General features: G+C 62.2%; 32 protein-coding genes and 1 tRNA gene. 14 read left to right on the forward strand and 19 right to left on the reverse strand.

Annotated elements, in window-relative coordinates:
- Positions 1 to 85: 85 nt before the first annotated feature.
- Together AAHE99_RS06770 and AAHE99_RS06775 are read left to right on the forward strand one after the other, a co-directional pair.
- Positions 86 to 1,849, forward strand: a complete 1,764-nt coding sequence (locus tag AAHE99_RS06770) for a hypothetical protein (protein WP_342115716.1) — start codon at positions 86 to 88, stop codon at positions 1,847 to 1,849.
- A complete protein-coding gene (locus tag AAHE99_RS06775) occupies positions 1,846 to 2,529 on the forward strand; it encodes an SDR family NAD(P)-dependent oxidoreductase (protein WP_342115719.1) in 684 nt (227 codons plus the stop codon). The genes AAHE99_RS06770 and AAHE99_RS06775 overlap by 4 nt, the downstream gene beginning before the upstream one ends.
- Here the strand turns inward: AAHE99_RS06775 and AAHE99_RS06780 are convergent, their stop codons facing one another.
- Positions 2,530 to 3,081 (reverse strand): hypothetical protein, encoded by a 552-nt coding sequence (locus AAHE99_RS06780; protein WP_342115723.1) that lies wholly within the window; start codon positions 3,079 to 3,081, stop codon positions 2,530 to 2,532.
- Between the two features lie 116 nt (positions 3,082 to 3,197).
- On the opposite strand from AAHE99_RS06780, the gene AAHE99_RS06785 reads away from it, so the two are divergent.
- Positions 3,198 to 3,587: a VOC family protein gene (locus AAHE99_RS06785; RefSeq protein WP_342115726.1), complete on the forward strand. Its 390-nt coding sequence runs from the start codon at positions 3,198 to 3,200 to the stop codon at positions 3,585 to 3,587.
- Here the strand turns inward: AAHE99_RS06785 and AAHE99_RS06790 are convergent.
- From AAHE99_RS06790 to AAHE99_RS06820, 7 genes are all read right to left on the reverse strand, one after another.
- The gene (locus AAHE99_RS06790; protein ID WP_342115729.1) at positions 3,584 to 3,949 is read right to left on the reverse strand and encodes a VOC family protein; all 366 of its coding nucleotides are present in this window, start codon (positions 3,947 to 3,949) and stop codon (positions 3,584 to 3,586) included. The two genes, AAHE99_RS06785 and AAHE99_RS06790, sit on opposite strands and share 4 nt — an antisense overlap.
- 63 nt (positions 3,950 to 4,012) lie before the next feature.
- On the reverse strand, positions 4,013 to 5,038 hold the full coding sequence (gene rsgA, locus AAHE99_RS06795; RefSeq protein WP_342115731.1) for a ribosome small subunit-dependent GTPase A: 1,026 nt from the start codon (positions 5,036 to 5,038) through the stop codon (positions 4,013 to 4,015).
- A gap of 226 nt (positions 5,039 to 5,264) precedes the next feature.
- Positions 5,265 to 5,624 carry an adenosylmethionine decarboxylase gene (gene speD / locus AAHE99_RS06800; RefSeq protein ID WP_342115734.1) on the reverse strand — a complete coding sequence of 120 codons (360 nt, stop codon included), beginning with the start codon at positions 5,622 to 5,624 and terminating at the stop codon, positions 5,265 to 5,267.
- The gene (locus AAHE99_RS06805) at positions 5,621 to 5,782 is read right to left on the reverse strand and encodes a hypothetical protein (RefSeq protein WP_342115736.1); all 162 of its coding nucleotides are present in this window, start codon (positions 5,780 to 5,782) and stop codon (positions 5,621 to 5,623) included. Before AAHE99_RS06805 ends, speD begins: the two co-directional genes overlap by 4 nt.
- A complete protein-coding gene (locus AAHE99_RS06810; protein ID WP_342115738.1) occupies positions 5,779 to 7,263 on the reverse strand; it encodes a DUF4178 domain-containing protein in 1,485 nt (494 codons plus the stop codon). The genes AAHE99_RS06805 and AAHE99_RS06810 overlap by 4 nt, the downstream gene beginning before the upstream one ends.
- A 10-nt stretch (positions 7,264 to 7,273) precedes the next feature.
- Positions 7,274 to 8,317 (reverse strand): SPFH domain-containing protein, encoded by a 1,044-nt coding sequence (locus AAHE99_RS06815; protein WP_342115740.1) that lies wholly within the window; start codon positions 8,315 to 8,317, stop codon positions 7,274 to 7,276.
- 19 nt (positions 8,318 to 8,336) lie between these two features.
- Positions 8,337 to 8,723, reverse strand: coding sequence for a DUF350 domain-containing protein (locus AAHE99_RS06820; protein WP_342115742.1), 387 nt, complete (start codon positions 8,721 to 8,723; stop codon positions 8,337 to 8,339).
- Between the two features lie 64 nt (positions 8,724 to 8,787).
- Here AAHE99_RS06820 and AAHE99_RS06825 point away from each other — a divergent pair, with 64 nt between their 5' ends.
- Positions 8,788 to 10,299, forward strand: a complete 1,512-nt coding sequence (locus AAHE99_RS06825) for a polyamine aminopropyltransferase (RefSeq protein WP_342115745.1) — start codon at positions 8,788 to 8,790, stop codon at positions 10,297 to 10,299.
- On the forward strand, positions 10,299 to 11,897 hold the full coding sequence (locus AAHE99_RS06830; protein WP_342115747.1) for an NAD(P)-binding protein: 1,599 nt from the start codon (positions 10,299 to 10,301) through the stop codon (positions 11,895 to 11,897). Before AAHE99_RS06825 ends, AAHE99_RS06830 begins: the two co-directional genes overlap by 1 nt.
- A 6-nt stretch (positions 11,898 to 11,903) precedes the next feature.
- Here AAHE99_RS06830 and AAHE99_RS06835 read toward each other — a convergent pair whose 3' ends face one another.
- The 3 genes from AAHE99_RS06835 to AAHE99_RS06845 are packed head-to-tail and all read right to left on the reverse strand — an operon-like array spanning position 11,904 to position 12,704.
- Positions 11,904 to 12,269 (reverse strand): hypothetical protein, encoded by a 366-nt coding sequence (locus tag AAHE99_RS06835; RefSeq protein ID WP_342115751.1) that lies wholly within the window; start codon positions 12,267 to 12,269, stop codon positions 11,904 to 11,906.
- Between the two features lie 30 nt (positions 12,270 to 12,299).
- On the reverse strand, positions 12,300 to 12,500 hold the full coding sequence (locus AAHE99_RS06840; protein ID WP_342115754.1) for a hypothetical protein: 201 nt from the start codon (positions 12,498 to 12,500) through the stop codon (positions 12,300 to 12,302).
- A 36-nt stretch (positions 12,501 to 12,536) separates the two neighbouring features.
- Entirely contained in the window at positions 12,537 to 12,704 is a 168-nt protein-coding gene (locus AAHE99_RS06845; protein ID WP_342115757.1) for a hypothetical protein, read from the reverse strand.
- Positions 12,705 to 12,913: 209 nt separating this feature from the next.
- Between AAHE99_RS06845 and AAHE99_RS06850 the strand changes: the two genes are divergently transcribed.
- Genes AAHE99_RS06850 through AAHE99_RS06860 form a run of 3 tightly spaced genes read left to right on the forward strand, consistent with a single transcriptional unit; the run spans position 12,914 to position 15,394 of the window.
- Positions 12,914 to 13,354: a Spy/CpxP family protein refolding chaperone gene (locus AAHE99_RS06850; RefSeq protein ID WP_342115759.1), complete on the forward strand. Its 441-nt coding sequence runs from the start codon at positions 12,914 to 12,916 to the stop codon at positions 13,352 to 13,354.
- Positions 13,355 to 13,380: 26 nt separating this feature from the next.
- On the forward strand, positions 13,381 to 14,103 hold the full coding sequence (locus AAHE99_RS06855) for a response regulator transcription factor (RefSeq protein WP_342115761.1): 723 nt from the start codon (positions 13,381 to 13,383) through the stop codon (positions 14,101 to 14,103).
- Entirely contained in the window at positions 14,096 to 15,394 is a 1,299-nt protein-coding gene (locus AAHE99_RS06860) for a sensor histidine kinase (RefSeq protein WP_342115765.1), read from the forward strand. The genes AAHE99_RS06855 and AAHE99_RS06860 overlap by 8 nt, the downstream gene beginning before the upstream one ends.
- Here AAHE99_RS06860 and AAHE99_RS06865 read toward each other — a convergent pair.
- Positions 15,360 to 16,325, reverse strand: a complete 966-nt coding sequence (locus AAHE99_RS06865) for an extracellular catalytic domain type 2 short-chain-length polyhydroxyalkanoate depolymerase (protein ID WP_342115767.1) — start codon at positions 16,323 to 16,325, stop codon at positions 15,360 to 15,362. The genes AAHE99_RS06860 and AAHE99_RS06865 overlap by 35 nt on opposite strands.
- A gap of 37 nt (positions 16,326 to 16,362) precedes the next feature.
- Between AAHE99_RS06865 and AAHE99_RS06870 the strand changes: the two genes are divergently transcribed.
- Positions 16,363 to 16,968: a glutathione peroxidase gene (locus AAHE99_RS06870; protein ID WP_342115773.1), complete on the forward strand. Its 606-nt coding sequence runs from the start codon at positions 16,363 to 16,365 to the stop codon at positions 16,966 to 16,968.
- On the opposite strand, the gene AAHE99_RS06875 is transcribed toward AAHE99_RS06870, so the two are convergent.
- Positions 16,969 to 17,382 carry a rhodanese-like domain-containing protein gene (locus tag AAHE99_RS06875; protein WP_342115775.1) on the reverse strand — a complete coding sequence of 138 codons (414 nt, stop codon included), beginning with the start codon at positions 17,380 to 17,382 and terminating at the stop codon, positions 16,969 to 16,971. It abuts the gene before it with no gap.
- A 96-nt stretch (positions 17,383 to 17,478) separates the two neighbouring features.
- On the opposite strand from AAHE99_RS06875, the gene ftrA reads away from it, so the two are divergent.
- Both ftrA and AAHE99_RS06885 read left to right on the forward strand, forming a co-directional pair.
- Positions 17,479 to 18,441, forward strand: coding sequence for a transcriptional regulator FtrA (gene ftrA, locus AAHE99_RS06880; RefSeq protein WP_342115778.1), 963 nt, complete (start codon positions 17,479 to 17,481; stop codon positions 18,439 to 18,441).
- A 22-nt stretch (positions 18,442 to 18,463) separates the two neighbouring features.
- On the forward strand, positions 18,464 to 18,823 hold the full coding sequence (locus tag AAHE99_RS06885) for a DUF1428 domain-containing protein (RefSeq protein ID WP_342115779.1): 360 nt from the start codon (positions 18,464 to 18,466) through the stop codon (positions 18,821 to 18,823).
- On the opposite strand, the gene pabB is transcribed toward AAHE99_RS06885, so the two are convergent.
- Genes pabB through AAHE99_RS06900 form a run of 3 tightly spaced genes read right to left on the reverse strand, consistent with a single transcriptional unit; the run spans position 18,809 to position 21,880 of the window.
- Positions 18,809 to 20,641, reverse strand: a complete 1,833-nt coding sequence (gene pabB / locus AAHE99_RS06890) for an aminodeoxychorismate synthase component I (protein ID WP_342115780.1) — start codon at positions 20,639 to 20,641, stop codon at positions 18,809 to 18,811. The two genes, AAHE99_RS06885 and pabB, sit on opposite strands and share 15 nt — an antisense overlap.
- The gene (gene slmA / locus AAHE99_RS06895) at positions 20,638 to 21,213 is read right to left on the reverse strand and encodes a nucleoid occlusion factor SlmA (RefSeq protein ID WP_342115782.1); all 576 of its coding nucleotides are present in this window, start codon (positions 21,211 to 21,213) and stop codon (positions 20,638 to 20,640) included. The genes pabB and slmA overlap by 4 nt, the downstream gene beginning before the upstream one ends.
- On the reverse strand, positions 21,185 to 21,880 hold the full coding sequence (locus tag AAHE99_RS06900; RefSeq protein WP_342115784.1) for a pyrimidine 5'-nucleotidase: 696 nt from the start codon (positions 21,878 to 21,880) through the stop codon (positions 21,185 to 21,187). The genes slmA and AAHE99_RS06900 overlap by 29 nt, the downstream gene beginning before the upstream one ends.
- A gap of 33 nt (positions 21,881 to 21,913) precedes the next feature.
- Here AAHE99_RS06900 and AAHE99_RS06905 point away from each other — a divergent pair, with 33 nt between their 5' ends.
- Positions 21,914 to 22,819 (forward strand): TraB/GumN family protein, encoded by a 906-nt coding sequence (locus tag AAHE99_RS06905; RefSeq protein ID WP_342115786.1) that lies wholly within the window; start codon positions 21,914 to 21,916, stop codon positions 22,817 to 22,819.
- Positions 22,820 to 22,825: 6 nt separating this feature from the next.
- Here AAHE99_RS06905 and AAHE99_RS06910 read toward each other — a convergent pair.
- Positions 22,826 to 22,900, reverse strand: a tRNA-Thr gene (locus AAHE99_RS06910).
- 41 nt (positions 22,901 to 22,941) lie between these two features.
- Positions 22,942 to 23,835 (reverse strand): acetylglutamate kinase, encoded by an 894-nt coding sequence (gene argB, locus AAHE99_RS06915; protein ID WP_342116033.1) that lies wholly within the window; start codon positions 23,833 to 23,835, stop codon positions 22,942 to 22,944.
- 152 nt (positions 23,836 to 23,987) lie between these two features.
- Here argB and AAHE99_RS06920 point away from each other — a divergent pair, with 152 nt between their 5' ends.
- Both AAHE99_RS06920 and AAHE99_RS06925 read left to right on the forward strand, forming a co-directional pair.
- A complete protein-coding gene (locus AAHE99_RS06920; protein WP_342115788.1) occupies positions 23,988 to 24,197 on the forward strand; it encodes a cysteine-rich CWC family protein in 210 nt (69 codons plus the stop codon).
- Entirely contained in the window at positions 24,197 to 24,472 is a 276-nt protein-coding gene (locus AAHE99_RS06925; RefSeq protein WP_342115790.1) for a SemiSWEET family sugar transporter, read from the forward strand. Before AAHE99_RS06920 ends, AAHE99_RS06925 begins: the two co-directional genes overlap by 1 nt.
- Here AAHE99_RS06925 and AAHE99_RS06930 read toward each other — a convergent pair.
- Positions 24,402 to 25,382: an extracellular catalytic domain type 1 short-chain-length polyhydroxyalkanoate depolymerase gene (locus tag AAHE99_RS06930; protein ID WP_342115792.1), complete on the reverse strand. Its 981-nt coding sequence runs from the start codon at positions 25,380 to 25,382 to the stop codon at positions 24,402 to 24,404. The two genes, AAHE99_RS06925 and AAHE99_RS06930, sit on opposite strands and share 71 nt — an antisense overlap.
- Positions 25,383 to 25,448 lie beyond the last annotated feature (66 nt).

A 25,448-nucleotide genomic window follows, 5' to 3' on the forward strand; every position in this document is an offset into this window, starting at 1 on the left:
CCAATTCTGCATTCTGTCGCGAAGTATCCTGCGCGAGTGGGTGAGGATGGCTAAAATACTAACTCAATAATTTTTAGCCAACTTCATGCGACATATCGTTCTCTCTGCACTCGCTATCGTTGGCGGCCAGGCTGTGGCTGCTGATGCTCCTCTGGTTCGCAATTACGCTCCCACTTTCGTTGCAGCTTACGATGCCAGCGCCGGCTTGCCGGCGGCCGATCGCGTGGCGGTGGTCAAGAAAGCGCTGCTGGCGGAGTTTCCAGAATTTTACGGCCAGCGCACGCCGGAACAGCAGGAGCAAGCGATCCAAAATGCGATTGAGCATTTTCCAAAAATGCGTGAGGCGTACCTCGATAAAGCTAACGCCTTTGGTGGATCGTTGCCCAAGCACCTGGATACGTTTAACGCTGTCTTCCCCAACTTCCGCCTGACTGTTCCCACCACCGTCCTGCATTCGCTTGGCGAGATGGATGGCGGTACACGTGAGCTGAATGGCAAATTGCACCTGATTTTTGGCGCGGATATGCTGGCCTACGTCAATCCCAAAGGCAATCCGGCGCCGCTATTCCATCACGAGCTATTTCACGTGGCCCATGCCGACTTCAAATGCGGGAAAGGCCTTGTGTGGGAGCAGCTCTGGCGCGAGGGGCTGGCCACCTACGTTTCGAAGGCGATGAATCCTGCGGCCACCGAGCAGGACCTGGTCCTGCATTTCCCGAACAATATGGCGGAGCGTACGCGCGCCGTGCTACCGCAGGCATGGAGCCAGTTGTCGAGTGTCCTCGATAGCTCGGAGCGCGCCATGTATAGCGAGCTGTTCGCCGCATCGGACAAGCCATCCGACCTGCCGCGCCGCCGCGGCTACTACCTCGGCTACTTGATCGCGCAGGAAGCGGCCAAGACGCGCGACCTGCCAGCGCTGGCGGCGATGGATTGCAAGCAGGTGCGCGAAGTGATCGACGCCAGCATCGCGAAATTGTCGGCCGACTCGGTCCGCAATATCGCTCCCGAATTCGTGAAGGTATTTGACGCGACGGCGCAATTGCCGATGCCGGAACGGGTCGCCGCCATGAGCCAATCGCTGATGGCGCAGTACCCCGAGTTCTACAGCCGCCGCAAGCCTGCCCAGCACGACAAGCGGGTGCAAAGGGCGATCGAAGGTTTCCCTGCGCTGCGCGCGGCATACGTCGATAAGGCCGAAAAGTTCGGTGCGGCGCTGGAGCAGCACATGAAGACCTTCAACGCCACCTTTCCAAATTACCAGAACACCACCCCGATCGCGCTGGTGCACTCGCTGGGTGAAATGGATGGCGGCCCGCGCGAATTGAACGGCAAGCTGCACCTGGTGTTTGGCGCCGACATGATGGCGGAGCTGAACCCTAACGGCAACGCTGCGCCGCTGTTCCATCACGAACTGTTCCACATCATGCATACCAAGAAGTTCTCCTGCGAGACAAATCCGCTCTGGGCCGCATTGTGGGGCGAAGGCTTGGCGGTGTACGTGTCGGACGTGATGAATCCAGGCGCCAGCGAGCGCGAACTGCTGCTGGACGTCCCAGACGACATGGCGGCGAAAACGCGGGCCAGCCTGCCGCAGTCCTGGGCACATGCATTGAGCGTGCTGGATAGCACCGACGAAAAGGTCGCAGCCGAAATGTTCACCATGTCGGCGAAAGACAGCCAACTGCCGGTACGGCGCGGTTATTATCTGGGTTACCTGGTCGCGAAAGAAGCGGGCAAAACTCGCGGCCTGGCGGAATTGGCGGCGCTCGATTGCAAGCAAGCGGACGTGCTGGTGCATGAGACCGTCCGCAAATTGGCCAAACAATCCAAACAATCCAAACTATGACCACCGTATTCATCACCGGCGCGGCCGGCGTGTTGGGGAGCGCGGTAGCGCGTGCATTTGATGCCGCTGGCGCCAACACCGTCCTTGTTGGCCGCGACATCGCCCGCCTGGAGGCGGCCTGTGGGCCGGCCAGCGAACGCCGCATGCTGGTGGCAGCCGACTTGCGCGATGCAGCCTCGGTCGCCGCCGCTGCGCGTGCCGGCGCCGAGCGTTTTGGCCGCATCGACGCGCTTTGCAATATCGCTGGCGGTTTCGCCATGGGCACGCCGGTGCATGCCACGACCGATGCGCAGTGGGATGAGTTGTTCGACCTGAATGTGCGCAGCCTGCGCAATGCGGTGGCTGCCGTGGTGCCCGGCATGCTGGACGGGCAGGGCGGCAAGGTGGTGAATATTGCTTCCGGCTCCGCGCGCCAGGGGCTGGCCAATATGGGCGCTTACTGCGCCAGCAAGGACGTGGTGATCCGCCTGACCGAGGCCATGTCGGCCGAATTGCGCGGCCAGGGCGTCAACGTCAATTGCGTCCTGCCTGGAACCATCGACACTGCGGAAAACCGCGCCGCCATGCCGAACGCCGACCGCAGCAAGTGGGTGACGCCGGAAGCGCTGGCGGAAGTCATCCAGTTCCTCTGCAGCCCGGCCGCCCGCGCCATCCACGGCGCGGCGATTCCTTGCACCTGATCAGCGGCACATGCCGTAGGACTGCTTATCCTCGAACCAGCGGTAGGTGAAGGTGCGCGAGACGTAGCGCTTGCCGCCGATGATCACGTCCGGTGGCGTCAGGTCGAAGCGCTGCGGCATTTTGCCTTTGATGATCAGGCGGTAGCGCAGCTGGGTGTGGTCGCTGGTGCCGACCGCATTCATGGTCAGCGGCATGCCATGCACGATTTCCACCACCTCGGCCTTGCCATTGGTTGGACGTTGATAAACGTTCAACACGGTCGCGTTTTCCAGCAGCGGTCCCTTGGGCTGGCTGACCTGGAAGTACTTGGTGGCGAACTGGACCTGGGTGGTCCGCGGCAGCATGTAATTCACGCCGATTTCGATGCCTTCTTCGGCGGACGGCACCACGTTGGTGGCGGATACCGTAATCCCGCGCGGCAGCTCGAAGGTGTCGGCATCGACGGGGGTGCCGCAATCGGCGGACGTTGCCTGGTACAGCGGGCCCGGGGTGTAGGTATCGCCGCAGGCGGTCAGGGCGAATAACAGGGCGAATGGCGCAAATCGGCGCATGGTGTGAAACCTCTTCTTTTTGGTTCTGACAGTTTACCCGAGTGGGCAGCTGAGTGGTGCGCCGCGCGTCAAGCCTCGGTGTTAGTCTGAGACTAAAAGTAGCGATGGAGGTAATAATGATCCACCATCTGGGAATAGTCGTCGCCGATTTTATGCGCAGTGCGGCCTTATATGATGCCTGCCTGGCGCCGCTTGGAATAATGCGAAACGTGACCGATCTCGACTGGGCGATATACGCCCCAGCCACCGGGCATCCTTTTCTTTGGGTCGGCGCGGAAATTCCCAGTTATTGGGAGAACGGGCATGAACCGTCGCACAGTCCAATACACCTGGCATTTATTGCCCCTGACCGTGCGGCGGTCAACGCATTTTATTACGCAGCGATAGACCTGGGTGCTGAAGATAATGGCCCGCCTGGCCCTCGCATCAGCGATGTGAATTTCTACAGCGCCTTTATTATTGACTACGACGGAAATAATATTGAAGCGACTGTGCAGGAAAGTTAGCGCTTTTCTTCCATTAAAGCGAGTAAATGGCCATCGGGATCGCGGAAAAAAGCCATCCATAATTCATGGTCGGGCATTTTGGCGATCAAATGCGGAGCGCCTTCGAAATTGACGCCTTTGTCTGTCAGGGTGGCGGCGCTATTTTCAATCCCTTCCACCAGAAAGTAATGGCAGATGCCTGAGCCGGGTTGCACGGTTTTAGGGCGTCCCTCCAGCATCAGCCGCACGCCGGCGCAATCGAAAAATACCAGCTCGCCAAAGCGAAATAGCTTCTTCAGGCCCAGCGTGCCGCCGTAAAACGCCTCCGCGCGGTTGGCGTCGGAGACGGGCAGGGCGATCTGGCCGATGCGGGAAAGGGTCATGGCAATACCTCCGTTCGAGTGGCATGAAAGCTAATTTTTAGTTCAATCATGCCACATGTTGGCTTAACTCCGCTTCTGTTTGCTACGGGCTGCTGCGGATTTCATCAAAGACTTCCATTTATTGCGCTCGGCGATACGCTCCGACGCTGTCTGCTGGTTGCGGCGCACCTCGCGCTGCAGCTTGTGGTAGTTGCGCAGGCGATCGGGATCGACATGGCCTGCTACCGCGCAACCGGGCTCGCCATCATGGTGGCAATCGCGGAATTGGCAATCACGCGCCAGGGATTCAATATCGTCGAAGGCCGCAGATAATGTTTCCGGACTCAGGCTTCTTAATCCCGGCGTATCGATAATGCATGCGCCCGAAAGGCAAATATGCATTGAGCGTGCTGTGGTCGTATGCCGTCCGCGATTATCGCCATCGCGCACGCCGCCGGTTGCCTGGCCGGTGCCGGTCAGGGCATTGGTTAATGTCGATTTACCGGCGCCGGATGAACCGAGCAGGCAAATAGTCTGGCCAGCGCCAAGCCAGCTCTCCAATTGCGCGACCGATTCGGGGGCGGTGCCATTTACCAACAAATAATCCGTCCCTGGCGGAATTCGAGCATTTAATGCGGCAATCTTTTCCTCTACATCGGAGGATATATCCGGTTTGCTGAGGATAATTAATGGCGTTATTTCTGCGCCGCTAATTAATGCCAGATAACGTTCCAGCCGGCGCAGGTTGAAATCGCCGTCCAGTCCCATTACCAGCAGCGCGGTATCGATATTGCTGGCGATTGGCGGCGAATCGGCGCGGGTGATTTGATTCATTGGGGATAAGCGCTGGCTTATCCACACCTCGCCAAATGAATTGGTTTCGGCAATGACCCAGTCGCCGACGCACAGCGGTATTTCAGCCAATAAGCGGGGTAGGGCGCGCGCCGGGAATTCGGCAATGCCGTCGTGCAAAGTAATACGGTCGCGCTGATATTCGGTAATGCGGCAGAGCTGGCTGCCGGAAGCGCTGGCGCTGGTTTCTGCCAGGCGCGAAATAATCGTGTTGTTAAGGCCGATACGGCGTAATGCTTCGAAATCGAAGTCGATCATGATGAGCTTTTTTCCAAAGGTGAGCAGAGCCAGCCGCGCACGGCGCGGCAAGCGGAATAAGTTTGGAAAGGTCGGCGCCTGGTCAGGCGCGCAAGCTCAGTTCAGGATCGAGCGGGGACGCTGGAGGTCAGGCAGCCGACAGGATGGCAATATCCAAGGTACGCATGGCAAAGTCTCCTGTAGGTGGATTAAGAAGCCGCCAGTGTCGCACTGGCAGGCGGGCAAGTCAATGCGGCGGTTCGCGGTCGACGGTGCGCACTTCGGAATATTCGGGCTGCAAGGCGTCTTCAATGACTTCCAGGGCGACGTGGGGCTGGGAGGCGCCGCACATGAAGATATCTGCTGCGGCGAAGCCGTTTTCCGGCCAGGTGTGGATCGAGATATGCGACTCCGCCAGCAGCACCACCCCGGTCACACCCAGGCCGGGGCCGAAGCTGTGGAAGTGGCTGTGCAGCACCTGCGCGCCGGCCGCCGCTGCCGCTTCGCGCAGCAATTGCTCAATTTTTGCGCAATCGGTCAGCAAGTCCGGCGCAATGCCGGACATGTCAGCCAGCAGGTGCGTCCCGCTGGGTTGGTGAATGCTCACTTATGGCCTCCGCCGCCACCGCCCCAGCTGCCGGAACTGGAGGACCAGCTGCTGCCGTGGTAGCCGCTGCTGGTTGAAGGACCGGTGACCCAACTGGCCCAGCTGGTGACGACGCTAAAGCCGGTGACGGCCAGTGCATAAGCAAAGAACTTGTTCATTTTTTCTGTTGATCGTCGATTGCATCGAGCAGCATGGCGGGCAAGTAAAGCGCCGCCGCCGCAAACAGGGTGTTGCCGATAGAGCCGCCAAAATTGAACAGCAGTGGAATGGCGTTCAGCGCCACCAGGCCCATGATCCAGTTCTTGGCGGAGCGCTTGTAGCGGTCCTTGCTGAAATCTTGTGCAACGGCGCCGCGCGCCGTCGGCGAATCACCTTGGAGGGCGTCGCCAAACCAGGCTTTCAGCTGGTCCCAGGCCACCGGCGTGGAGCGCGACCAGCCAACCTCGCTGGCCGTCGCTTCGGCCGCCAGCACGACTTGCTGGCGTTTGTATTCGTAGACGTGGGTGTAGTCGCCCTTCTTCACCCGCCAGTTGAAGGCGCCGGCAGTGTAGGTCACCACGGAGTTGTAGTCGTACAGCTTGTTGTAGTCGGCCTTGTCCAGCGTGACCACGGGCGCACCCAGTACCATGGAGCTTGGCCACTGGTCCATGACGTTGGCGCGCGACCAGCCGTCTTCCGTCTCGACCAGCCAGGTAAAGCCGGTGCGGGTACCGTACAGCAGGTATTCGGTCCATTCGCTTGCTTCGTCGTCGGCGCGGCGCATCACACCGATGATGGTGAATTCCTGGTTTCCGAGTTTGCCGGTGGCGCCCAGCGGCAGCGAGAAGGTTTGCTTGTCGTGCTGCTCGCCTTTGGCAATCACCTCCGCCTTCGGGCTGGCAGCATCGATCTGGGTCTGGCAGGACTGGCAGACCAGGCTTGCGGTCAGGCCGGGTAGGTATTTGATCGGGGTACCGCAGCTTGGGCAGTCCAGCGCATCAAGCTTGCCGCGGTAACGGCCGGTGGTGCGTTTGATCTCCTCGGTATCGCGCAGCAGCTGGCATTGCATGCTTTCCAGCGTGACGGCGACACCGGTGTACAGCAGCGGCGGGCCCTCGTCGGAATAGTCGATGGTCAGGAAGTGGTCGGCATGGCGGAAGTCCGCCACCTTGGCTTCCCAGCTGTCGCCCACCTTGAACGGCAGCTCGCCCTGGCCGCCGCTGCATTGGGCGGTGCGGACGTCGGCCACCATATAGGGTTCGCCGATCAGGGTGTAGCGCTGGCCGGCACGCAGTTCTTCAAACGGCGGCAGCTCGCCGTCCGGTGAGCGCAGCATGGTGACCGTGTACTGGCCGGACGCATCGCCCAGCCAGCCGCTGGTGGCGTTGTCGAAGATGATGTACCACTCGTTCCACATGCCCGCGTCGTAACGCAGCTGGATGCGGCCCACCACATTGAAGTTGCGGCCGCCCAGCACGCCGCTGGTGCCGATCTGGATCGGGGAGTAGTCCTCCAGCACGGAGGAGATTTTGCCCAGGTCTTTGACGGCGCCTGCTTCCTTCAGGACGCGCGTGTTGCAGTACTCGCACACCGCCATGACGGAGGCGTGCGAGCGGAACTTGACCTCTGCACCGCAGCTTGGGCAGGAAACGGTTTGCATGCGGCCTGGACTATCCGATCAGTTTTTTCAGCAGTTCAGCCTTGGTGGCGTCGTAGTCGGCTGCCGAGATCAGGCCTTTGTCCAGCAGGCCTTTCAGCTTGCCCAGACGGTCTTCGATGGATTCCTGCGCTGGCGCGGCTGGAGCAGCGGCGGGTGCGGCCGGAGCAGCGCCCGGTTGCAAGGCTTGGCCCATGGCCTGGCCCATCACCTGGCCCACGGTCAGCCCGGCGCCGAGACCGGCGCCAATGCCTGCCAGGCCGCCTTCGTTGCTGGCTGCCAGCGGGATCGATTGCGCCACCTGGAACTTGGTATAGCCGGCCATCTTGTCGGCGCCCATGCCGCCCTTCATGCCGGCGGAGATACGCTCGTCCAGCGCGGCTTGCAGTTCTTCCGGCAGGCTGACGCTGGCCACATTGAATTCATCCAGGCCAATGCCGTAGCGTGCGAAAGCGTCGGTCAGGCCGCCTTTGACTTCCTGCGCCATCAGGGCCTGGTTGGCCGCCATGTCGAGGAAGGCGATCTGCGATGCACCCAGCGAATTGGCCATGGAGGCCAGCAGGATGCCGCGCAGCTGGTCTTCCACATCGTCGCGAGTGTAGGTATCGCGGGTACCGCTCAATTCAGTGAAGAACTTGCGCGGGTCGGTCACGCGGTAGGAATACATGCCGAAGGCACGCACGCGGATCATGTCGAAATCCTTGTCGCGGATCGTGATCGGCTGCGGGGTGCCCCACTTGCGGCCAGTCTGCACGCGGGTGCTGAAGAAATAGACGTCCGACTTGAACGGGGAGTCGAACAGCTTGTCCCAGTTCTTCAAGTTGGTCAGCACGGGCAGGGTTTGCGTGGTGAGCTTGTGCGTACCGGGGCCGAATACGTCGGCGATCTGGCCTTCGTTGACGAACACAGCGACCTGCGACTCGCGCACAATCAGAACGCCGCCGTTCTGGATCTCGAAGTCCTGCATCGGGTAGCGCCAGGACAGCACGCCTTCCGTCTCTTCGTTCCATTGCAGTACGTCGATAAACTGCTTCTTGATAAAGCTGCCGATACCCATGATGTGACCTCTTTCAGGTTCAGGAAATGCAGGCGGCGTTGATGCCGCCGATGGAAAGCGAAATAGTGCCGAGCAGGCCGCCGAAGGCGCTGTTGTCGGCTTCGATCTGGTCTTGCGACATTTTCAGGCAGCGCGTGGTGATGGCATAGCCCAGTGCCTGCACGATCATCGCGCCGAAGGCCCAGCCCACGAACTGCTGCACATTATTGGTGTGCAGGATGCTGGAGGCGATCGTCAGGGAAAAGCCCAGCATGGCGCCGCCCAGCGAAAAGGCGGCGGCATGGTTGCCTTGCCTGATCAGTTTTACTTCATCGTATGGCGTCAGCCAGGTGTAGGCCTTGAAGAACACCACCAGCAGCAATGCGGCGAGTGCCAGGTGGACCAGATAATTTAGGATGGCGTTCACGTCGATCCCCGGTTAAAGTGACAAACTTGCTAACAGAGAAACATATTAGTGCAAAAGCGCCCAAATGACCAAAAAGATTCTCATAGTTTCAGTATTCGTTGTCGCGTCATGCGGGCTTGCCTATGAGTTGATCGCCGGCGCGCTCTCCAGCTACCTGCTGGGCGATTCGGTGCTTCAGTTTTCAACGATTATCGGCTGCTACCTGTTCGCGATGGGCGTAGGGGCACACTTCTCCAAGTACGTGAAGGATGAGGATGTGCTGGCGCGCTTTGTGGATATCGAGCTGGCGGTAGGCTTGATCGGCGGCCTGTCGGCGGCGGTGCTGTTCATGACCTACGCGTGGGCGGCGGCACCGTTCCGCACCTTGCTGTACACGATGGTATTCCTGGTCGGTGCCATGGTGGGCATGGAGATTCCTCTGGTGATGCGGGCCCTGAATGCGCGGCAGACGGAATTCAGTGAGCTGGTGAGCCGGGTGCTGACGTTCGACTATCTGGGGGCGCTGGCGGTGTCGCTGCTGTTCCCGCTGGTGCTGGCGCCGCAGCTTGGGCTGGTGCGCACTGGTTTCCTGTTCGGGATGCTGAATATCGGCGTGGCCCTGTGGACAATTTACGTTTTCCGCACAGAGCTGGCGAACGTGAGCGGGCGCTTGCTGCGCGCCAGTGCGGTGATGCTGGCGCTGGTAATCGGTTTCAGCGGTGCTGACAGGTTGACGGGGTGGGGCGAGCATGGCTTGTTTGGCGATGAGATCGTGTATTCGACCAGCACGCCGTACCAGCGCCTGGTGATCACCAAGTGGAAGGATGACCTGCGGCTGTACATCAACGGCAACCTGCAGTTTTCCTCGCGCGATGAGTACCGCTATCACGAGGCGCTGGTGCATCCGGTAATGGAGGCGCTGCCTTGGGCCAAGCGGGTGCTGATCCTGGGCGGCGGCGATGGGCTGGCGCTGCGCGAGGTGCTGCGTTATCCACAGGTCGAGCATGTGACGCTGGTGGATCTGGACCCGGCGATGACGGCGGCCTTCACCACGCGGGATGAACTGGTGGCTTTGAACAAGGGTGCGTTCCGCGATAAGCGCGTGCATGTCGTGAATGCCGATGCGGCGGTCTGGCTGCAGCAGAACCAGGAGATGTTCGATGCGGCGATTATCGATTTCCCCGATCCGTCCAGCTTCGCGCTGGGCAAGCTGTATTCGGTGCCGTTCTACGGGGTGTTGAAGAAGCATGTGGCGGCGAATGGGCTGGTGGTGGTGCAATCGACTTCGCCTTTCTTCGCGCCGCACGCATATTGGACGGTGGACGCGACATTGCGCGAGGTCGGCATGCGCACCTGGCCTTATCACGTGTATGTGCCGTCGTTCGGGGAGTGGGGCTTCATCATGGCGTCGCCGCAGCTGGAATATAAGGCGCCGTCGTCCTATCGCTTGCCGATGCGCTTCCTGAATGCGGATACGACGCGGGAGATGTTCAGCTTCCCGCCGGATATGCAGCGCTTGCCGATGGCGCCGAACCGGCTCAACACGCAGTCGCTGGTGCATGAGTTCGAGCAGGATTGGCGTAGGGTGATCCGCTGATGCTGCGGCGTTCTTTTTTGGCCTGGGCAGCAGTCAGCGGTGCGACGGCTGCCGCGAGCGTGGCGGGCTACCTGCGTTGGCGCGAGGTGACGCCGGCGGTGCATGCGCCGGGACGCGAGGAGGGGCATTTTCTGCGCGACCGCAAGCCGTTGCCGGCGCCTTCGCAGTCTTTCTCTACCGATGTATTGATTCTCGGCTCGGGCATCGCGGCGCTGACGGCTGCATGGAAGCTGCGCAAAGAGGGGCATGATGACTTCCTGATGCTCGACGGGCCTGAGCCGTATGGCAATGCGGCGGGCGGGCGCTTTGACGACCTGGCTTATCCCACCGGTGCGCATTATCTGCCGCTGCCGACTGAGGATTGCTTCCATGTGCGGGAGTTGCTGGCTGATTTGGGCGTTATCACGCGTGGCGCTGGCACGCGCAAGCCTTACTACGATGAACGCTTTGTGCTGCATGGGCCGGAGGATCGGCTGCTGTTTAACGGCGTCTGGCAGGAAGGCGTTTTGCCGCATGAGGGCGTGCCGGCGGAGGAGTTGGCGGAGCATAAGCGGTTCCTTGCGCAGATTGAGGTACTGCGCGGCGCGGTTGGGGCGGATGGAAGGCGCAGGTTTACATTCCCGAGCGAGCGGTCGTCGATGGATGCGGAGGCGCTGCGGCTGGATGCAATGAGCTTTGCCGCGTGGGCGGAACAGAATGGCTATCGTTCGCGGTCTTTGCTGTGGTATCTGGATTATTGCTGCCGCGATGATTATGGCGCGGGGATGGGGGCTGTGTCGGCCTGGGCGGGGTTGCACTACTTTTGCGGCCGGGGCGGCGAAGCGGAGAATGCGGAGCAGGGGACCTGGCTTACCTGGCCGGAGGGCTTGCAGGCGCTGGCGAGCGGAATGGAGCGGCTGGCGCGGCCGAAGCGCCTGGCTGGCAGCGCAGTGCGCGTCCGCCCGAGCGCGGAACGGGGCGTGGAAGTGCTTTGCTTTGCGCTGGAGCGCGGGGTGGCGCGCACGTTCACGATCCGGGCGCGGCGCGTGATTTGTGCGATGCCGCTGCATGTCGCTGCAAGGGTTGTGGAAAACATGCTGGATGTCCACAAGCAAATCCACGCGCCGTGGATGGTGGCGAACTTCCTGATGAAGCGTTTTCCACAGGAGCGGCCTGCGGCGCCGCTGTCATGGGATAACGTGGTGTACGGCACGCCCGGCCTGGGCTATGTGGTGTCGACGCACCAGGATATCCGCGTGGCGCCGCCGGAGAAGACGGTGTTCACCAGCTATGTGGCGCTTTCCGGGCGCGATCCGCGTGAGGCGCGCAAGTGGATGATGGCGGCGAGCGGTGATGAGCTGCTGGAGCTGGCCAGCGCCGACCTGCGGGCAGCCTACGGGCTGCAATTCGAAAGTTGTGTGGAGCGCGTGGACATCACGCTGCGCGGTCATGCGATGGCGGTGCCGGTGCCGGGCTTCCGCAGTGATGCGGGCTTGCTTGCGTTGCGGGAGATGGATGGGCCGGTGCTGTATGCGCACTCGGATTTGAGCGGCTTCTCCGTGTTTGAAGAAGCCTCCTGGTGGGGATACCGCGCAGCGCAGAGGGCACTGCGCGGTTAGCCGGGATTACTTGGCGGCTGGCGCTGGGGCGGCGGTGGCTGTGGCCGCAGCTGGGGCCGGGGTTGCAGCCGGGGCCGCAGCCGGTGCAGGCGCCGCGGCCGTGGTCGGGGCCGGGCTCGCCTTCACTTCGGACTTGGTTTCCACCGGCTTCTCAGACTTCTTATGAGCGCCCTTGTGCGCGGTTTTCTTTACTTCGGCTTTCACCTCGGCCTTGGCTTCGGTCTTGGCTTCAGCCTTGGCGCTGCTGCTGGAGGCCGCAGTTGCTGCCGCGGGAGCAGCTGCTGGTGCCGAGGAGGCTGCAGGCGCCTGGGTGGATGCGAAAGCAGCGGTAGCGAACAGGCCGGCGATCAGGGTAGCGATGGTCTTTTTCATGATGGTGTGTCCTTTAAATGAGTTCGATGATTACTTGGTAGCTGCTGCGGTTTGCTTAACTTCTTGCTTCACTTCTTGTTTGGCTTCGGCCTTCACTTCCTGTGGTGCGGCTGGCGCGGTCTTCGCGGCCGGTGCCGGAGCAGGAGTCTGGGCGGCTGGGGCTGGCGCCTGTTGAGCGAAAGCTGCGGTAGCGAACAGGCCGGCGATCAGGGTGGCGGTAATCTTTTTCATGGTGCGTCCTTTAATTGGTATAAATTGTTTAGCTAATTACTTCTTTTCAGCGGCAGGCTTTTGAATTTCCTGCTTCACTTCTTGCTTCACCTCGGCCTTTGCTTCAGCCTTTACCTCCTTGGACGCTGGTGCAGGAGCTTGTTGTTGTGCGAATGCGGCGCTTGCGAACAGACCGACGATCATGGTTGCGATGACTTTTTTCACTTTTAAATCCTCACTATCTGGTTGATCTTTTGTAGCGCACTGTTTCCTGTGTCACTGAGCTGAAAACGGGCTCACTCAGCAGTGTGTTGACGGTCATTACAAACCCTTACATTTGTCGCAGATTTACAAAACTTTACGCAGCACGCATCAAAGCGACACGCAGCCTCCCTAAAGTGGGTACATCCGCCAACCCAAGTAAAGGAGACGACATGGAACACCTGTTTAAACTGCGCCGCCGCTGGATCGCCGCTGTCTTTGCCGCCATCGCCACCACTGCCGTCGCGAGCGGCGCCGGCCACGCGCCCGAGCAGCACATTTCCATGATGGTTTCGCACGTCCTGGAAAACGGGACGCCGGAGCAGAAGGCGCGCTTGACCGACATCGCGCTGTCCTGCTTCAAGGACCTGCAGCCGCTTCAGAAGCAAATGGGCGAAGGCCACACGAAAGTCAGCAAGATGCTGTTAGAACCTAAAATTGATCGCGCTTCGCTGGATGTTGTGCGCAGCCAGAATATGCAGGTGATGGACCAGATGTCGCGGCGCGTACTGCAGGCGGCCATGGATGCAGCCGACATCCTGACCGTTGAGCAACGCGCGATGTTCAACAAGGGCCTGCATAAGATGGCGATGAGCCACATGCACGGCCATTAAAGGGAAAGCTGGCCTACAATCGTCGTATGAGCGCACCCCAAGTCCTGTTGATCGATGACGACCATCGCCTGGCCGCGATGGTCGCCACATATCTCTCCCAGAACGGCTTTGTGCTGGCGCATGAGGAATGCGGGCTGGCCGGGCTGCAGCGGCTGGCCCAGGCCGCGCCGGGCGATTTTTCCGCGCTGCTGTTGGACCTGATGCTGCCGGACATGGACGGTCTTGAGGTTTGCCGCCGCTTGCGCGCGCTGCCCCAGCCGCTGCGTAGCTTGCCGGTGCTGATGCTGACCGCCAAAGGCGATCCGCTGGACCGCGTGGTTGGCCTGGAATTGGGTGCTGACGACTATTTGCCCAAACCATTCGAACCGCGCGAGCTGCTGGCACGTTTGCGCGCCTTGCTGCGCCGTCCGACGCTGGCGGATCCCGCCGCTGACGATGCTGTGCTGCGATTCGGCAGCCTGGAAATTGACCCCGGCGCGCGCATGGTGCGCATCGACGGGGTAGAGCGGCCGCTGACCTCCTACCAGTTCGACATGCTGCTGGTCTTCGCCCAGCGCGCCGGCCGGGTGCTGTCGCGCGAACATCTGTTCGATGTGCTGAAAGGCGGCTCGCCGGAGCCATTCGATCGTTCCATCGATGTGCACGTGGGCCGCCTGCGCGCCGCGATCGAGGACGACCCCAAGTCACCGCGCCGCATCATCACCGTGCGCGGCGCCGGCTACGTCTTCGCCAAGGTGCAGGATGCGTAAGTTTGCATCGCGCATGTATGTGCGGATTTACGCGGCGCTGCTGGCCTGCCTGGTCATTGCTGCTGCGCTGTTTGCATTTATCCACCTGTGGATTGAGCCGGCCCGCCATGTGCACGGCTTCTCTGGAGTGGACGCCAGCGTTGACGGCCTGGCGCCGCCCGCCGGGGCAAGCCAGGAAGAGCTGCAGCGCGCCCTGATCCGCTGGCGCCGCGAGCTGAAAGCCGATCTGGCGCTATATGGCGCCGATGGCCGCCAGCTGGGAACCATCGGGCGCCCGCTGCCGGGCCCCGATCTGGACATGCGCAGCAGCGGCGTGATGCCGGCCTATCCCTCCGTATTTGCGTTCAAGCTGCCGGATGGCCGCTGGCTGATCGCGCAGAAAGCCTATCCGCACAACGCGTCCGCTGCCATGCTGGTCCTGCTGCTGATGATTGCTGCCACTGTGGCGGTTGGCGCTTACCCGGTGGTGCGCCGCATCACGAGCGGCCTGGAGCAATTGCAGCGCAGCGTGCAGGCGTGGGGCAGGGGCGACTTGGCGGCGCGCGTGCCGGTGCAGGGGCGGGATGAGGTGGCGCAGTTGGCGGCCAGCTTCAACGAGTCGGCTGCGCGCATCGAGGCGCTGGTCGGTGCACAGAAGTCGCTGCTGGCGAATGCATCGCATGAATTGCGCTCCCCGCTGGCGCGTATCCGCATGGCGGTGGAGCTTCTGGAGGATTCGGCCAGTCCGGCCATGCGGCAGGAGCTGGGGCGCAATATCTCTGAGCTGGACCAGTTGATCGACGAGCTGTTGCTGGCCAGCCGGCTCGATGCGGCGCCCGCTGATTCAGTGGGACAGGAGGAAGTGGACTTTACCGGCATCGTGGCAGAGGAGTGCGCACGCGTAGGTGCGGCGTTGGATGGCGTGGCGGGCATACTGCGCGGCGATGCCACGCTGCTGCGGCGGATGGTGCGCAATCTGCTGGAAAACGCCAAACGGCATGGCGGCAGTGCGCAGGTGAGCGTGGCGCTGGCACGTGACGGCGACGGTGATGCCGGGGGCGGAATGGCTTCCGTGCGGCTGGAGGTTTGCGATGGCGGTCCCGGTGTGCCGCCAGAGGAGCGCGAGAGGATCTTCGAGCCCTTCTACCGCCTGCCGGGCGCCTCGGAGAAGGCCGGCAGCGTGGGACTCGGGCTGGCGCTGGTGCGCCAGATCGCCCGGCGCCATGGCGGCGAGGTGGAATGCCTGCCGAATGGCGCGCGGGGCGCGTGCTTCCGGGTCAGGCTCCCGTCAGGCGGTCGGACATCCGCTTGATGGCGCGCAGCTGGCGGCCGTTCTGCACCGCATAATCCGGATCGTCATAACCCCACCAGTCCCAGCATGCTTTTGGATTCGGCATCGGCGAGATGGCTGCCGCTTGCGGGTACAGCACGACGATACGGTTGGTGTCGGCCCAGGCGTTGTAGCCGGCGTTGCGCGCGAATGCATCTTTCACGTTGCCGATGTCCTGTACGCAGCCATGCAGCGCGATATGCACCTTGCAGCCGGCGCCGCCGGCTTCGCAGCTGGCAGGAATGTAGACGTAGCCGGTGTTGGCCATGCCGTGCGAAGTCGGTTCGGCCAGGAATTCGGACTGGTCGAATTCAACCAGTTTTCCACCCGCCGCACCGGTGCTGCGCGGTTTCAACGGGCCGTAGATCCATTGCAGCAGTTGGCCGGCGGCGTCGTAGCCGCAGTTGCTGATGAAAGGCGTCGCCAGTGCATCGCATTTATTGCCGAAGGAGTCGGTAGGCATCGTATGGCCGGCTGCCAGATCGTTCTTGTATTGCACTTGGGCGGCTGGGATGAAGGCGGCGTAGTATTTGGCCAAATCATCCGTGGTGGCTTGCTTGACCAGCGGGTCCAGCGTGCCCCGGAACATCCAGACGCGGTGCGAGGCAAGCTTGCTCACAGGGTCGACTTGCCCGGCCTCGGCGCGCTTGCGGGTCAGCGCCGCCAGGTCGGCGATATCGGCATCCTTGCAGCCGCCGAGCGCGGTCATCACGCTGCCGCGCGCGCAGTAATAGGTGCCGCCTGCGAGAATGCCGGCACCCACCAGGCTGGCGGAATAGGCCACCTGGTACTGCACGGCCATGTAGGCGCCGGATGACAGGCCGGAGATCGAGACTTGCTGCGCCTTCATCGCCGGCAGCGGCGTTGCCGCGAAGGCGCCAGACAGCGTGAACGCGCACGCCGCAATTGTCATACAATCGGAAATTCGAACCATACGGAAGAGACTACCCATGCCAGCTATCCTCACCAAATTTGCAGCGCTGTCCGCGCTGAGCCTGAGCGCTGCCGCTGCCTTTGCACAGGCGCCAGCCGCGCAACCTGCAACTGCCGCTGCCGCCAATGCGCCAGCAGCGAGCTGCCCCGCTATCCTGAAACAGTCCTTCAACCGCCTGCAGGATGATGCGCCGCAGGACCTGTGCCAGTACGCCGGCAAGGTGATCCTGGTGGTGAACACCGCCAGCTATTGCGGCTATACCCCGCAGTACAAAGGACTGGAAGAAGTGTATGCGAAATACGCGGGAAAAGGTCTGGTCGTGCTGGGCTTCCCGTCGAATGATTTCGGCAAGCAGGAGCCGGGCAGCAGCAAGGAGATTGCTGACCTGTGCTACAACACCTACGGTGTGAAGTTCCCGATGTTCGCCAAGTCGGTGGTGTCGGGCGATGCGCCGAACCCGTTCTATGCGCGCCTGATCAAGGCGACCGGCAAGACGCCAGCCTGGAACTTCCACAAATACCTGATCGACCGCAAGGGCAATGTGGTGGAGAGCTTCCCGAGCAAGGTCAAGCCAGAAGACAAGGCCATGACTGAGGCAATCGAGAAAGCCCTCGCTGGCTGATTAGGCAGCGGCGGCCACAGGCGTGGTGGCGAGGGCGAAGCCTTCGTCGAGCCAGCCGGTGATCCCGCCGGTCATGATTTTCACCGGGCGGCCCAGTTTCGCCAGGCGGATCGCGGCGCGGGCGGCACCGTTGCAGTGCGGGCCGGCGCAGTAGGTGACGAAAACCGTGCCGGCCGGGTATTCGGCCATCTTGGAGCCAATGATCTTGCGGTGGGCCAGGTCGACCGCGCCCGGCACGTGGCCGGCGGCGTATTTTTCCGTGCCGCGTACATCGAGCAGCACGAAATCCTGTTCCGGCGTACCCATCACGCTGTGCACATCCCAGCAATCCGTTTCAAAACGCAGCGAATCTTCGAAATGGGCCAGGGCTTCGGCGCTTGGCGCGGCGGCGATTTCGGTAACGACGGTTGGCATCTTGTTCTCCAGTGGCGGTTGAAAGTGGCTCCATTGTCGGCCGCCCGCGCTGCACGCGGCAGTGGCGCAAATGCCATATTGCGTTAAGATTGCGCCATGAGCGCGCAAAAACACCTGGTCGTGGCACTGGCCTACGATGGCCTGTGCACCTTCGAATTCGGCTGCACCGTCGAGCTGTTTGCCCTGGAGCGCCCGGAACTAGGCGTGGAGTGGTACGACTTTGCCGTTTGCGCGGTCGAGCCGGGCCCGATCCGCGCGGCCGGCGGCATCATCGTACAGGCGCCGTACGATCCGGCCCTGCTGGAGCATGCCGACACCATCATCATTCCTGGCTGGCGCGATGCCGACGAAGAGCCGCCGGCGGCCCTGCTGGCGCAAATCCGCGCCGCCCATGCGCGTGGAGCGCGCCTGTGCACCATCTGCTCGGGAGTGTTTGTACTGGCTGCCGCCGGCGTGCTGGATGGGCAGCGCGCCACCACGCACTGGCGCTACGTCGAGCGCCTGCTGCGGCGCTATCCGCGCGTGCGGGTGCTGGCGGACGACCTGTACGTCGACGAGGGGCAAATCATCACTTCGGCCGGTTCGGCGGCGGGCCTGGACATGCTGCTGCACCTGGTGCGGCGCGATTACGGCGCGCGGATCGGCAATATGGTCGCGCAGCGGCTGGTGGTGGCGCCGCACCGTGAAGGTGGCCAGGCGCAGTTCCTGCCGCGTCCCATGGCGCATGATGAGCAGGGCAGGCTGTCACGCCTGATGGACTGGCTGCGCAGCCATCCGGCCGAGCCGCATACCGTCGCCAGCATGGCTGAGCGTGCAGCCATGAGCGCGCGCACGCTGCAGCGCCAGTTCCAGGAGGCTACCGGCATGGGAGCCATCGAATGGCTGGCCCATGAGCGCGTGGCGCTGGCGAAAGATTTGCTGGAATCGCCGGACATCGCTTTGGCGCAGGTGGCCGAGCGCGCTGGCTTCGGTTCGGAAGAGTCGCTGCGCCACCATTTCCGCCGCATTGCCGCCACCACACCGGGCGCCTATCGCCGGGCATTCCTTGGTAAGCTGTAGCTCTTTTTACAAGGAGACTGCGATGGCTTACGTAGATGGCTTTGTAGTACCTGTCCCCAAGGACAAAATGGAGGCTTACCTGGAGATGTCGCGCCAGTGCGCCAAAGTGTGGCGCGAGCATGGCGCTACCGAGTATCGCGAGACGGTGGCGGATGACGTGAAAGTCGGCGTCCACACTTCGTTCCCGCAGGCGGTCAAGCTGGAAGATGGCGAGGTGGTGGTGTTCTCCTGGATCGTCTATCCATCGCGCCAGGTGCGCGATTCCTGCAACGAGAAGGTGATGGCCGACCCGCGCATGAAAGAGATGATGGACCCCGCCAAGATGCCATTCGACGGCAAGCGCCTGATCTACGGCGGCTTTGAGATGCTAATCGACCTGTAAGCTCGCGCGCATGGCGCCGCGCAGGGAATTGCACACGACGATTTCCTCCGCGGCGAGCAGCATGTCGCGCGTGACCACACGTTCCTGCGCGCCCCAGGCTTCCAGGATCACGGAGCGCATCACGCCGGGCAAAATGCCACTGGATAATGGCGGCGTTATCCACAGGCCGCCAACGCGGATGAACACATTGCTGCGTCCACCCTCCGTCAATTCCCCTCGCTCATTGAAGAACAGTTGGTCGAAAGCGCCTTGCGCGTCGGCGGCCTTCCATGCCGCGTCGTAACGTTCGCGCAGGGTGGACTTGTGGCGCAGGAACAGGTCGCTGCTGTCGGTGGCTTCGGCCGCGAGCTGCACGCGCACTGGCTCTTGCAATGGTGCCAGCACCCCGGTTTGCACGGCGAAGGCGCCGGCGGCGTTCATGGCCAGGCGCAGGCGGTGAGGCTGGCCGGGCGGGAGGGCCTGGCAGGCCAGCGTGAGGTAGGCGCGGGCGGCGGCTTCGTCCCAGGCGAAGCCGAAGTAGCGTGCGGAAGCGGCCAGGCGCTGCAAATGGCGCTCAAGGTGGCGCGGGCCGGCTTCACGCGTGGCGTGCATGGTTTCGAATAGTTCGAAATCGTTCGACAGGCCGGTCAGGAAGCGGGCTTTCAGCTGGCATTCGGCGAATTCGTCGTGCGGTTCGCTGTCGTAGACGATGCCGGCGCCGACGCCCATCACACCTTTGCGTACGCCGTCTTGCGGCGCTTGCAGGGTGAGGGTGCGGATCGGGACGTTCAGGCAGAAATCGCCATCCGGGGCGAACCAGCCGATGGCGCCGGTGTAGATGCCGCGCGCTTCGGGCTCCAGCTCGGCGATGATTTCCATAGTGCGCTTCTTGGGAGCGCCGGTGATCGAACCGCAGGGATAGAGGGCGGTGAAGATGTCGTGCAGCGTGGCGTCCTGGCGCAGGCGGGCCTGTACGGTGGAGGTCATTTGCAGCACGCTGCTGAAGCGGGTTACCTCGAACAGCTTCGGCACCTCCACGCTGCCGGTGACGGCGATGCGGCCGATGTCGTTGCGCAGCAGGTCGACGATCATCAGGTTTTCGGCGCGGTTCTTGGGGTCGGCGGCCAGGCCTGCGGCGCGGCGGGCGTTTTCGCCGTCGTCGGGCGCTGCGGGCGCCGTGCCTTTCATCGGGCGCGCGGTCAGCAGCTCGCCTTCCTTGCGCACGAACAGCTCGGGCGATAGCGACAGCACGCCACGGCCGTCTTCAAAGCCGATCAAGGCGCCGTAAGGCACCGGCTGACGCGCACGCAGGCGCTGGTAAAGCGCGAACAGCGAGCCGAAGGCGTCGAAGTGCAGGCGGTAGGTGTAGTTGACCTGGTAAGTGTCGCCAGCGGCGATGTAATCGCGGATGCGCTGGATGGCATCCACGAATTGCGCCTCGCTCACGTTGGCGCGGATGCCTGCAACGCCGGCTGGCGCCGCGGCCGGGCCAGGCGCGGCCTCCTGCGCGCGCGCGTCGAGCCAGGCGGCGACTTCGGCCTGCGTCAGCTGGTCGCAGCGCTCGAACAGGAGAACCTGCGCCAGCGGCGGCGCGTCCGCGCTGGCGGTGCGCGGCGGGATGCCGACGATATGGTGGCCAAGCTCATAGCTAAGCACCGGCACCGCGTGCCAGCCGCGCGCCAATGCCGACTCGATCCCGGCCAGCACGCCCGGCCAGCCGGAAAAATCGCTGCAGGCGAGGGTGGACTGATGGCCGGTGTATAGGCGGGAAAGGCGGCCAGCGCCGGTGGCCGGATCGACGCTCGCGTCATCCAGCAAAGCAAAGGACAAGCAGTTCAATTCAGCAGCAATGCAATCTGTACGGCAGCGTCTTGCGAAGGATTCGCCTTGAAGCCGCTCTTGGCGTAACGGTGCCAGCGACCCAGCACAAAGCTGACCAGCATGCCCGCACGGGCCGCCACGTCAGCCTCATGGGCCTGGCCTTCGGCCACTGCGGCACGCAGCGCCTGTTTCAGTGCCAGCTCCACGCGGTCGTAGAACTGGTTCATGCGCTGCTGCAGCCGCTCGTCCTCATTGACCAGCGCATCGCCGATCAGCACCCGCGTCATGCCCGGGTTGCTGCTGGCGAAATTCAGCAGCATGCCCAGGATGTCGCGTGCCTGGGCCATGCCGTCCGTCTGTTTTTCAGCGATCTGGTTGATCAGGCCGAACACGGACGACTCGATAAACTCAATCAGGCCTTCGAACATCTGGGCCTTGCTGGCGAAATGGCGGTACAGCGCCGCCTCGGATACATCCAGCTTGCGCGCCAGCGCAGCCGTGGTGATCTTTTCTCCCTTTGGGTGCTCCAGCATTTCTGCCAGTGCCTGGAGAATTTGCAGCTTACGCTGTCCGGGCGGTGTACTTGCCATAGTTTTTATGTTTTGACAGATGTTTGACAGATTTTACTTTGACATCGAGCCAGGCCGGTTTTTTCCCCGGCTTGAGCAGGTATTGCGTGACCCACACGGTGCGCATGCCCAGCGCATGCGCCGAACGCAGGTTATCCAGCGTATCTTCGACAAGGATACACCGGCGCGGGTTGAGACCCTTCCGGCGCATCAGCCGCCGCAGCATCAGGCTTGATGGCTTGGGCCGCAGCTGGCGGTGCACATACATCGATTCGATCGTGATCTGCTCGCTGAACGCGCGGCCAATGCCCATATGGCCCACCACCTTGCGCGCGTAGTCGCGCGGCGCATTGGTCAGCAGGATCTTGCGGCCCGGCAGGCGGCGCAGCAGCTGGCCCAGGCCACGCTCATGGCGGATCATGGCTTCTAGGTCCGAAAGCTCGTGCGTCTCACGCAGGAAATGGGCGGCCTCCACGCCATGGTGGCGCACTAGTCCAAGCAGGGTAGCGCCGTAGCGCTTCCAGTAGAGCTCACGCGCCGCACTGATCTCCTCCTTGCTGGCCGGCGTCACCCCATCGCCCAGCACGCGCGCCATGTACGTATTCATCTTCTCCACCATGGCGGGGAAGATGGCATGCGATGCATTGTGCAGCGTGTTATCCAGGTCAAACAGCCAGACTGGTGCCAAAGGGTTAATATTCACGTTCAACAGGGAGGAACTATGCGACGCATGATTATAGTGATGTTTTGCCTGCTGCTTGGATTGGCCCATGGCGCCGGCGCGCAGGAAGCGGCGGCCCCGGCGCGCGGTGCGCTTTACAAGCTGGAATACGCCGGCAATACGTCCTGGCTGTTTGGCACTATCCACGTGGGCAAAGAGGACTTCTACCCGCTGGAACCACGCGTCACGCAGGCCATGGAGCGCGCCACTGCCATTGCGCTGGAAATCGACCCTACCGCCGATCCTGTCCGCTCCATGGCCGTGATGCGCGAATTTGGCCTGTATGCACCCGGCAGCGGCAGCGCCATGACCGATATCCGTGCCGAATACCGTCCGCGCCTGGAACGCATGCTGGCCAAGCACGGCATCGCGCCGGAAATGGTGGCGCCGATGAAGCCCTGGCTGGTGGTGATGATGCTGACCATCGGCGAATACCGTAACCTGGGCTACCGGCCTGAATTCGGCGTCGACCTGCAGCTGGCGAAAGTGGCGCACGGCCAGAAGAAGAGGGTGGTGGAATTGGAATCGATCGGCGGCCAGGCCGCGCTATTCGGCCGCCTGACGACGCAGGAGCAGGCCCGCTTCCTGGAAGACAGCATCGATATCATTGAAAACCCCAAGCAGGGCGTGCAGCCGCGCGACCTGGTTGATGCCTGGTCCAGCGCCGATACCGCCAAATTCGAAGCGCTGGCGCGTGAAGTGGAGGAAGACACCACGTTCTCCGGTAAATTCATGAAGCAAGTGCTGCTGAAGGAACGCAATCCGCTGCTGGCAGACGGCATTGTGGAGATGATGAAAACAGAAAAGCACAGCTTTGCCGCTATCGGCACACTGCATATGGTCGGATCGGGAAATGTTGCGGAACTGCTGCGCCAGCGTGGCGTGAAAGTAGAGCGGGTCTACTAAGGAGAATGGTGCCCTTGACGTGGATTGAACACGTGGCCTCTCCCTTACCAAGGGAGTGCTCTACCACTGAGCTACAAGGGCATTTACATGTTTTTGGCGGTGTTTGAAACACCGCCAAAAAATCAGTGAGACCGGATCATAGTGCCAAAAGCCTGTTCCGTCAAGACTTCCAGCAACAAACTGTGTTCGATTCGGCCATCGATGATGTGCACGGTGTTCACGCCCGACTTGGCAGCGTCCAGTGCGGAGGAGATTTTTGGCAGCATACCGCCCGAAATCGTACCGTCTGCGAACATTTCATCGATTTCGCGCGCCGACAGGTCGGTCACCAGCTTGCCGTTCTTATCCTGCACGCCGGCGATGTTGGTCATCATGATCAGCTTTTCAGCTTTCAGGATTTCCGCGATCTTGCCTGCGACAACGTCAGCGTTGATGTTGTAAGCCTGGCCATCCTTGCCGAAGCCGATTGGCGAAATAATTGGTATAAAGGCATCGTCCTGCAGGGCCTTCACCACCGCCGGGTTGATCGCCTCGATCTCGCCGACGAAACCGATGTCCAGGAACTCGCCTGGTTTTTCCTTGTCCGGCATCGCCATCTTGCGCGCGCGGATCAGGCCACCGTCCTTGCCGGTCAGGCCCACAGCCTGGCCGCCGTAGTGGTTAATCAGCATCACGATATCCTGCTGCACTTCGCCGCCCAGCACCCATTCCACCACTTCCATGGTTTCTTCGTCGGTGATACGCATGCCCTGCACGAAGGTGCCCTGCTTGCCGATCTTCTTCAGCGCGTTGTCGATCTGCGGACCGCCGCCGTGCACCACCACCGGGTTCATGCCCACCAGTTTCAACAGGATCAGGTCGCGCGCGAAGCCGTGCTTCAGGCGTTCTTCGGTCATGGCGTTGCCGCCGTATTTGATGACGATGGTTTTGCCGTGGTAATTACGGATATACGGCAGCGCCTCGGCCAGAATCTGTGCTTTAACCTGGGGCGTAACGCCGCTCAGGTCAGTGGTCATATCCGGGTCGGAAGCAGGCAGGTTGGTCATGGCGGGATTCCACAAAATTAGTTTTAAGGTCGATGGTGCGCATTATAGGGCCAATCGAGTTGTAATTTCCTGTTTGATCCGCTAGGCTGGCCTTGATCCTTACGCATGATTGCAATGATGATATGAGTACCTGTGAGCGTTGCGGCGCCGAATTCCACTGCGCCATGGCCGATGCCGCACCCGGCCAGAAGCCAAGCGGTGCCCCAGGCGAAACCCCGTGCTGGTGCACCTTCCTGCCGCCGGCGCTGCCGGTGCCGGGAGAAGCCGCCGCCGTGGGCTGCTGGTGTCCGGATTGCCTGCGCGCCCATATCGCCGCCCTGAAAGCCCCCTGATGTTGCCTGCCCCCGAACTGCTTGGCTTTATTGCCGCCTTTTGCACCACTTTCGCTTTTGTACCCCAAGTCCTGCTGGTCTGGCGCCAGCGTCATGCCGACGGTATCTCGACCGGCATGTACCTGATCTTCTCCTTCGGCGTCCTGCTTTGGCTCTTGTATGGCCTGCAGCTGGGGGCCTGGCCGGTGATCCTCGCCAACGGCATCACCCTGGTGCTGGCCCTGTGCGTGCTGGCGATGAAATGGCATTTTGGGCGCCGTTCCGCGCCGCGCTGAAGAAACGCATCATTTCCCGGCTGGCGTCCGGCCCGCGCGGGTCGGTATAGCTGCCCGCTGCGCTGCCGCCTGACCAGGCGTGGCCTGCGCCATGGATTACCCAGTGCTCGCCCAGCGGCGAGCCATCCTCCAGCCAGTGCGCTTTCAAGGTGAAGGCATGGCCATCGGGCACCTGGCCTGCCAGCGTGGCCGGATTGGCGCTTCCGCCTTGTGGATGGCTGCGCAAGCCCTGCGCCAATACTTCCTCGCCGTTGGCAGGATGCACCGTGCTGTCCCTATCGCCATGGAAAACAATGATCGGCTGGCCTGCCGTCTGCGCCGCCCGCGCATTGGCCGCGCCCAGCCGCATCGCATACAGCGCCGAGGGCAGGTCGCGCGCGGCCGCGAAGGGCAGGCCGGAATGTACGCCCACCGCCGCAAACAGGTCCGGATACAGTGTGCCCACAATGACCGCCATCGCGCCGCCGGCCGACAATCCCGCGATAAAGACCTGGCTTTGCCGCACCGGGTAGCGCGCCATGATGTCGCGCGCCATGGCGGCGATGATGGCCGGCTCGCCCTGGCCGCGCTCCTGGTCCAGGGCGCTGAACCAGTTCCAGCAGCGGGCCTGGTTGGCCTCCTGCGACTGGGCGGGATACAGCACCAGGCAGCCGTGTTCCTGGGCCACCGCATTCATCTGCGTGCCGGCCGCGAAATCGTCCGGATCCTGCTGGCAGCCATGCAGCATCACCAGCAGCGGCAAGGGCTGGCCGGTGTAGCCGGAGGGGACAAAGAGTTTGTAGCGCCGGCTGCCGGCACGACAATGAAAATTGCCGCTGCTGAATTGCGGCTCGCTTGCGGCGGGAGGGTGCAGGCGGGTGCGCGCCAGCAAACCCAGGGCGCGGGAAAACCAATGACGATCGAGCTTCATAAGCACCTCGGCGGCTGGTTGGTCGGATGTCTCCTCGCCACTCCCTTTTTGTGGTGGTGCGACTCT

It is taken from the genome of Pseudoduganella sp. OTU4001, assembly GCF_038440195.1.
GTDB lineage: Bacteria > Pseudomonadota > Gammaproteobacteria > Burkholderiales > Burkholderiaceae_D > Rugamonas.

Excerpts from the sequence above, each read along its gene's own strand:
- AAHE99_RS06770 (WP_342115716.1), top strand. The coding sequence starts at position 86 with ATGCGACATATCGTTCTCTCTGCACTCGCTATCGTTGGCGGCCAGGCT.
- AAHE99_RS06775 (WP_342115719.1), top strand. The coding sequence starts at position 1,846 with ATGACCACCGTATTCATCACCGGCGCGGCCGGCGTGTTGGGGAGCGCG.
- AAHE99_RS06780 (WP_342115723.1), bottom strand. The coding sequence starts at position 3,081 with ATGCGCCGATTTGCGCCATTCGCCCTGTTATTCGCCCTGACCGCCTGC.
- AAHE99_RS06785 (WP_342115726.1), top strand. The coding sequence starts at position 3,198 with ATGATCCACCATCTGGGAATAGTCGTCGCCGATTTTATGCGCAGTGCG.
- AAHE99_RS06790 (WP_342115729.1), bottom strand. The coding sequence starts at position 3,949 with ATGACCCTTTCCCGCATCGGCCAGATCGCCCTGCCCGTCTCCGACGCC.
- rsgA (WP_342115731.1), bottom strand. The coding sequence starts at position 5,038 with ATGATCGACTTCGATTTCGAAGCATTACGCCGTATCGGCCTTAACAAC.
- AAHE99_RS06805 (WP_342115736.1), bottom strand. The coding sequence starts at position 5,782 with ATGAACAAGTTCTTTGCTTATGCACTGGCCGTCACCGGCTTTAGCGTC.
- AAHE99_RS06810 (WP_342115738.1), bottom strand. The coding sequence starts at position 7,263 with ATGCAAACCGTTTCCTGCCCAAGCTGCGGTGCAGAGGTCAAGTTCCGC.
- AAHE99_RS06815 (WP_342115740.1), bottom strand. The coding sequence starts at position 8,317 with ATGGGTATCGGCAGCTTTATCAAGAAGCAGTTTATCGACGTACTGCAA.
- AAHE99_RS06825 (WP_342115745.1), top strand. The coding sequence starts at position 8,788 with ATGACCAAAAAGATTCTCATAGTTTCAGTATTCGTTGTCGCGTCATGC.
- AAHE99_RS06830 (WP_342115747.1), top strand. The coding sequence starts at position 10,299 with ATGCTGCGGCGTTCTTTTTTGGCCTGGGCAGCAGTCAGCGGTGCGACG.
- AAHE99_RS06835 (WP_342115751.1), bottom strand. The coding sequence starts at position 12,269 with ATGAAAAAGACCATCGCTACCCTGATCGCCGGCCTGTTCGCTACCGCT.
- AAHE99_RS06840 (WP_342115754.1), bottom strand. The coding sequence starts at position 12,500 with ATGAAAAAGATTACCGCCACCCTGATCGCCGGCCTGTTCGCTACCGCA.
- AAHE99_RS06850 (WP_342115759.1), top strand. The coding sequence starts at position 12,914 with ATGGAACACCTGTTTAAACTGCGCCGCCGCTGGATCGCCGCTGTCTTT.
- AAHE99_RS06855 (WP_342115761.1), top strand. The coding sequence starts at position 13,381 with ATGAGCGCACCCCAAGTCCTGTTGATCGATGACGACCATCGCCTGGCC.
- AAHE99_RS06860 (WP_342115765.1), top strand. The coding sequence starts at position 14,096 with ATGCGTAAGTTTGCATCGCGCATGTATGTGCGGATTTACGCGGCGCTG.
- AAHE99_RS06865 (WP_342115767.1), bottom strand. The coding sequence starts at position 16,325 with ATGACAATTGCGGCGTGCGCGTTCACGCTGTCTGGCGCCTTCGCGGCA.
- AAHE99_RS06870 (WP_342115773.1), top strand. The coding sequence starts at position 16,363 with ATGCCAGCTATCCTCACCAAATTTGCAGCGCTGTCCGCGCTGAGCCTG.
- AAHE99_RS06875 (WP_342115775.1), bottom strand. The coding sequence starts at position 17,382 with ATGCCAACCGTCGTTACCGAAATCGCCGCCGCGCCAAGCGCCGAAGCC.
- ftrA (WP_342115778.1), top strand. The coding sequence starts at position 17,479 with ATGAGCGCGCAAAAACACCTGGTCGTGGCACTGGCCTACGATGGCCTG.
- AAHE99_RS06885 (WP_342115779.1), top strand. The coding sequence starts at position 18,464 with ATGGCTTACGTAGATGGCTTTGTAGTACCTGTCCCCAAGGACAAAATG.
- slmA (WP_342115782.1), bottom strand. The coding sequence starts at position 21,213 with ATGGCAAGTACACCGCCCGGACAGCGTAAGCTGCAAATTCTCCAGGCA.
- AAHE99_RS06905 (WP_342115786.1), top strand. The coding sequence starts at position 21,914 with ATGCGACGCATGATTATAGTGATGTTTTGCCTGCTGCTTGGATTGGCC.
- argB (WP_342116033.1), bottom strand. The coding sequence starts at position 23,835 with ATGACCACTGACCTGAGCGGCGTTACGCCCCAGGTTAAAGCACAGATT.
- AAHE99_RS06920 (WP_342115788.1), top strand. The coding sequence starts at position 23,988 with ATGAGTACCTGTGAGCGTTGCGGCGCCGAATTCCACTGCGCCATGGCC.
- AAHE99_RS06925 (WP_342115790.1), top strand. The coding sequence starts at position 24,197 with ATGTTGCCTGCCCCCGAACTGCTTGGCTTTATTGCCGCCTTTTGCACC.
- AAHE99_RS06930 (WP_342115792.1), bottom strand. The coding sequence starts at position 25,382 with ATGAAGCTCGATCGTCATTGGTTTTCCCGCGCCCTGGGTTTGCTGGCG.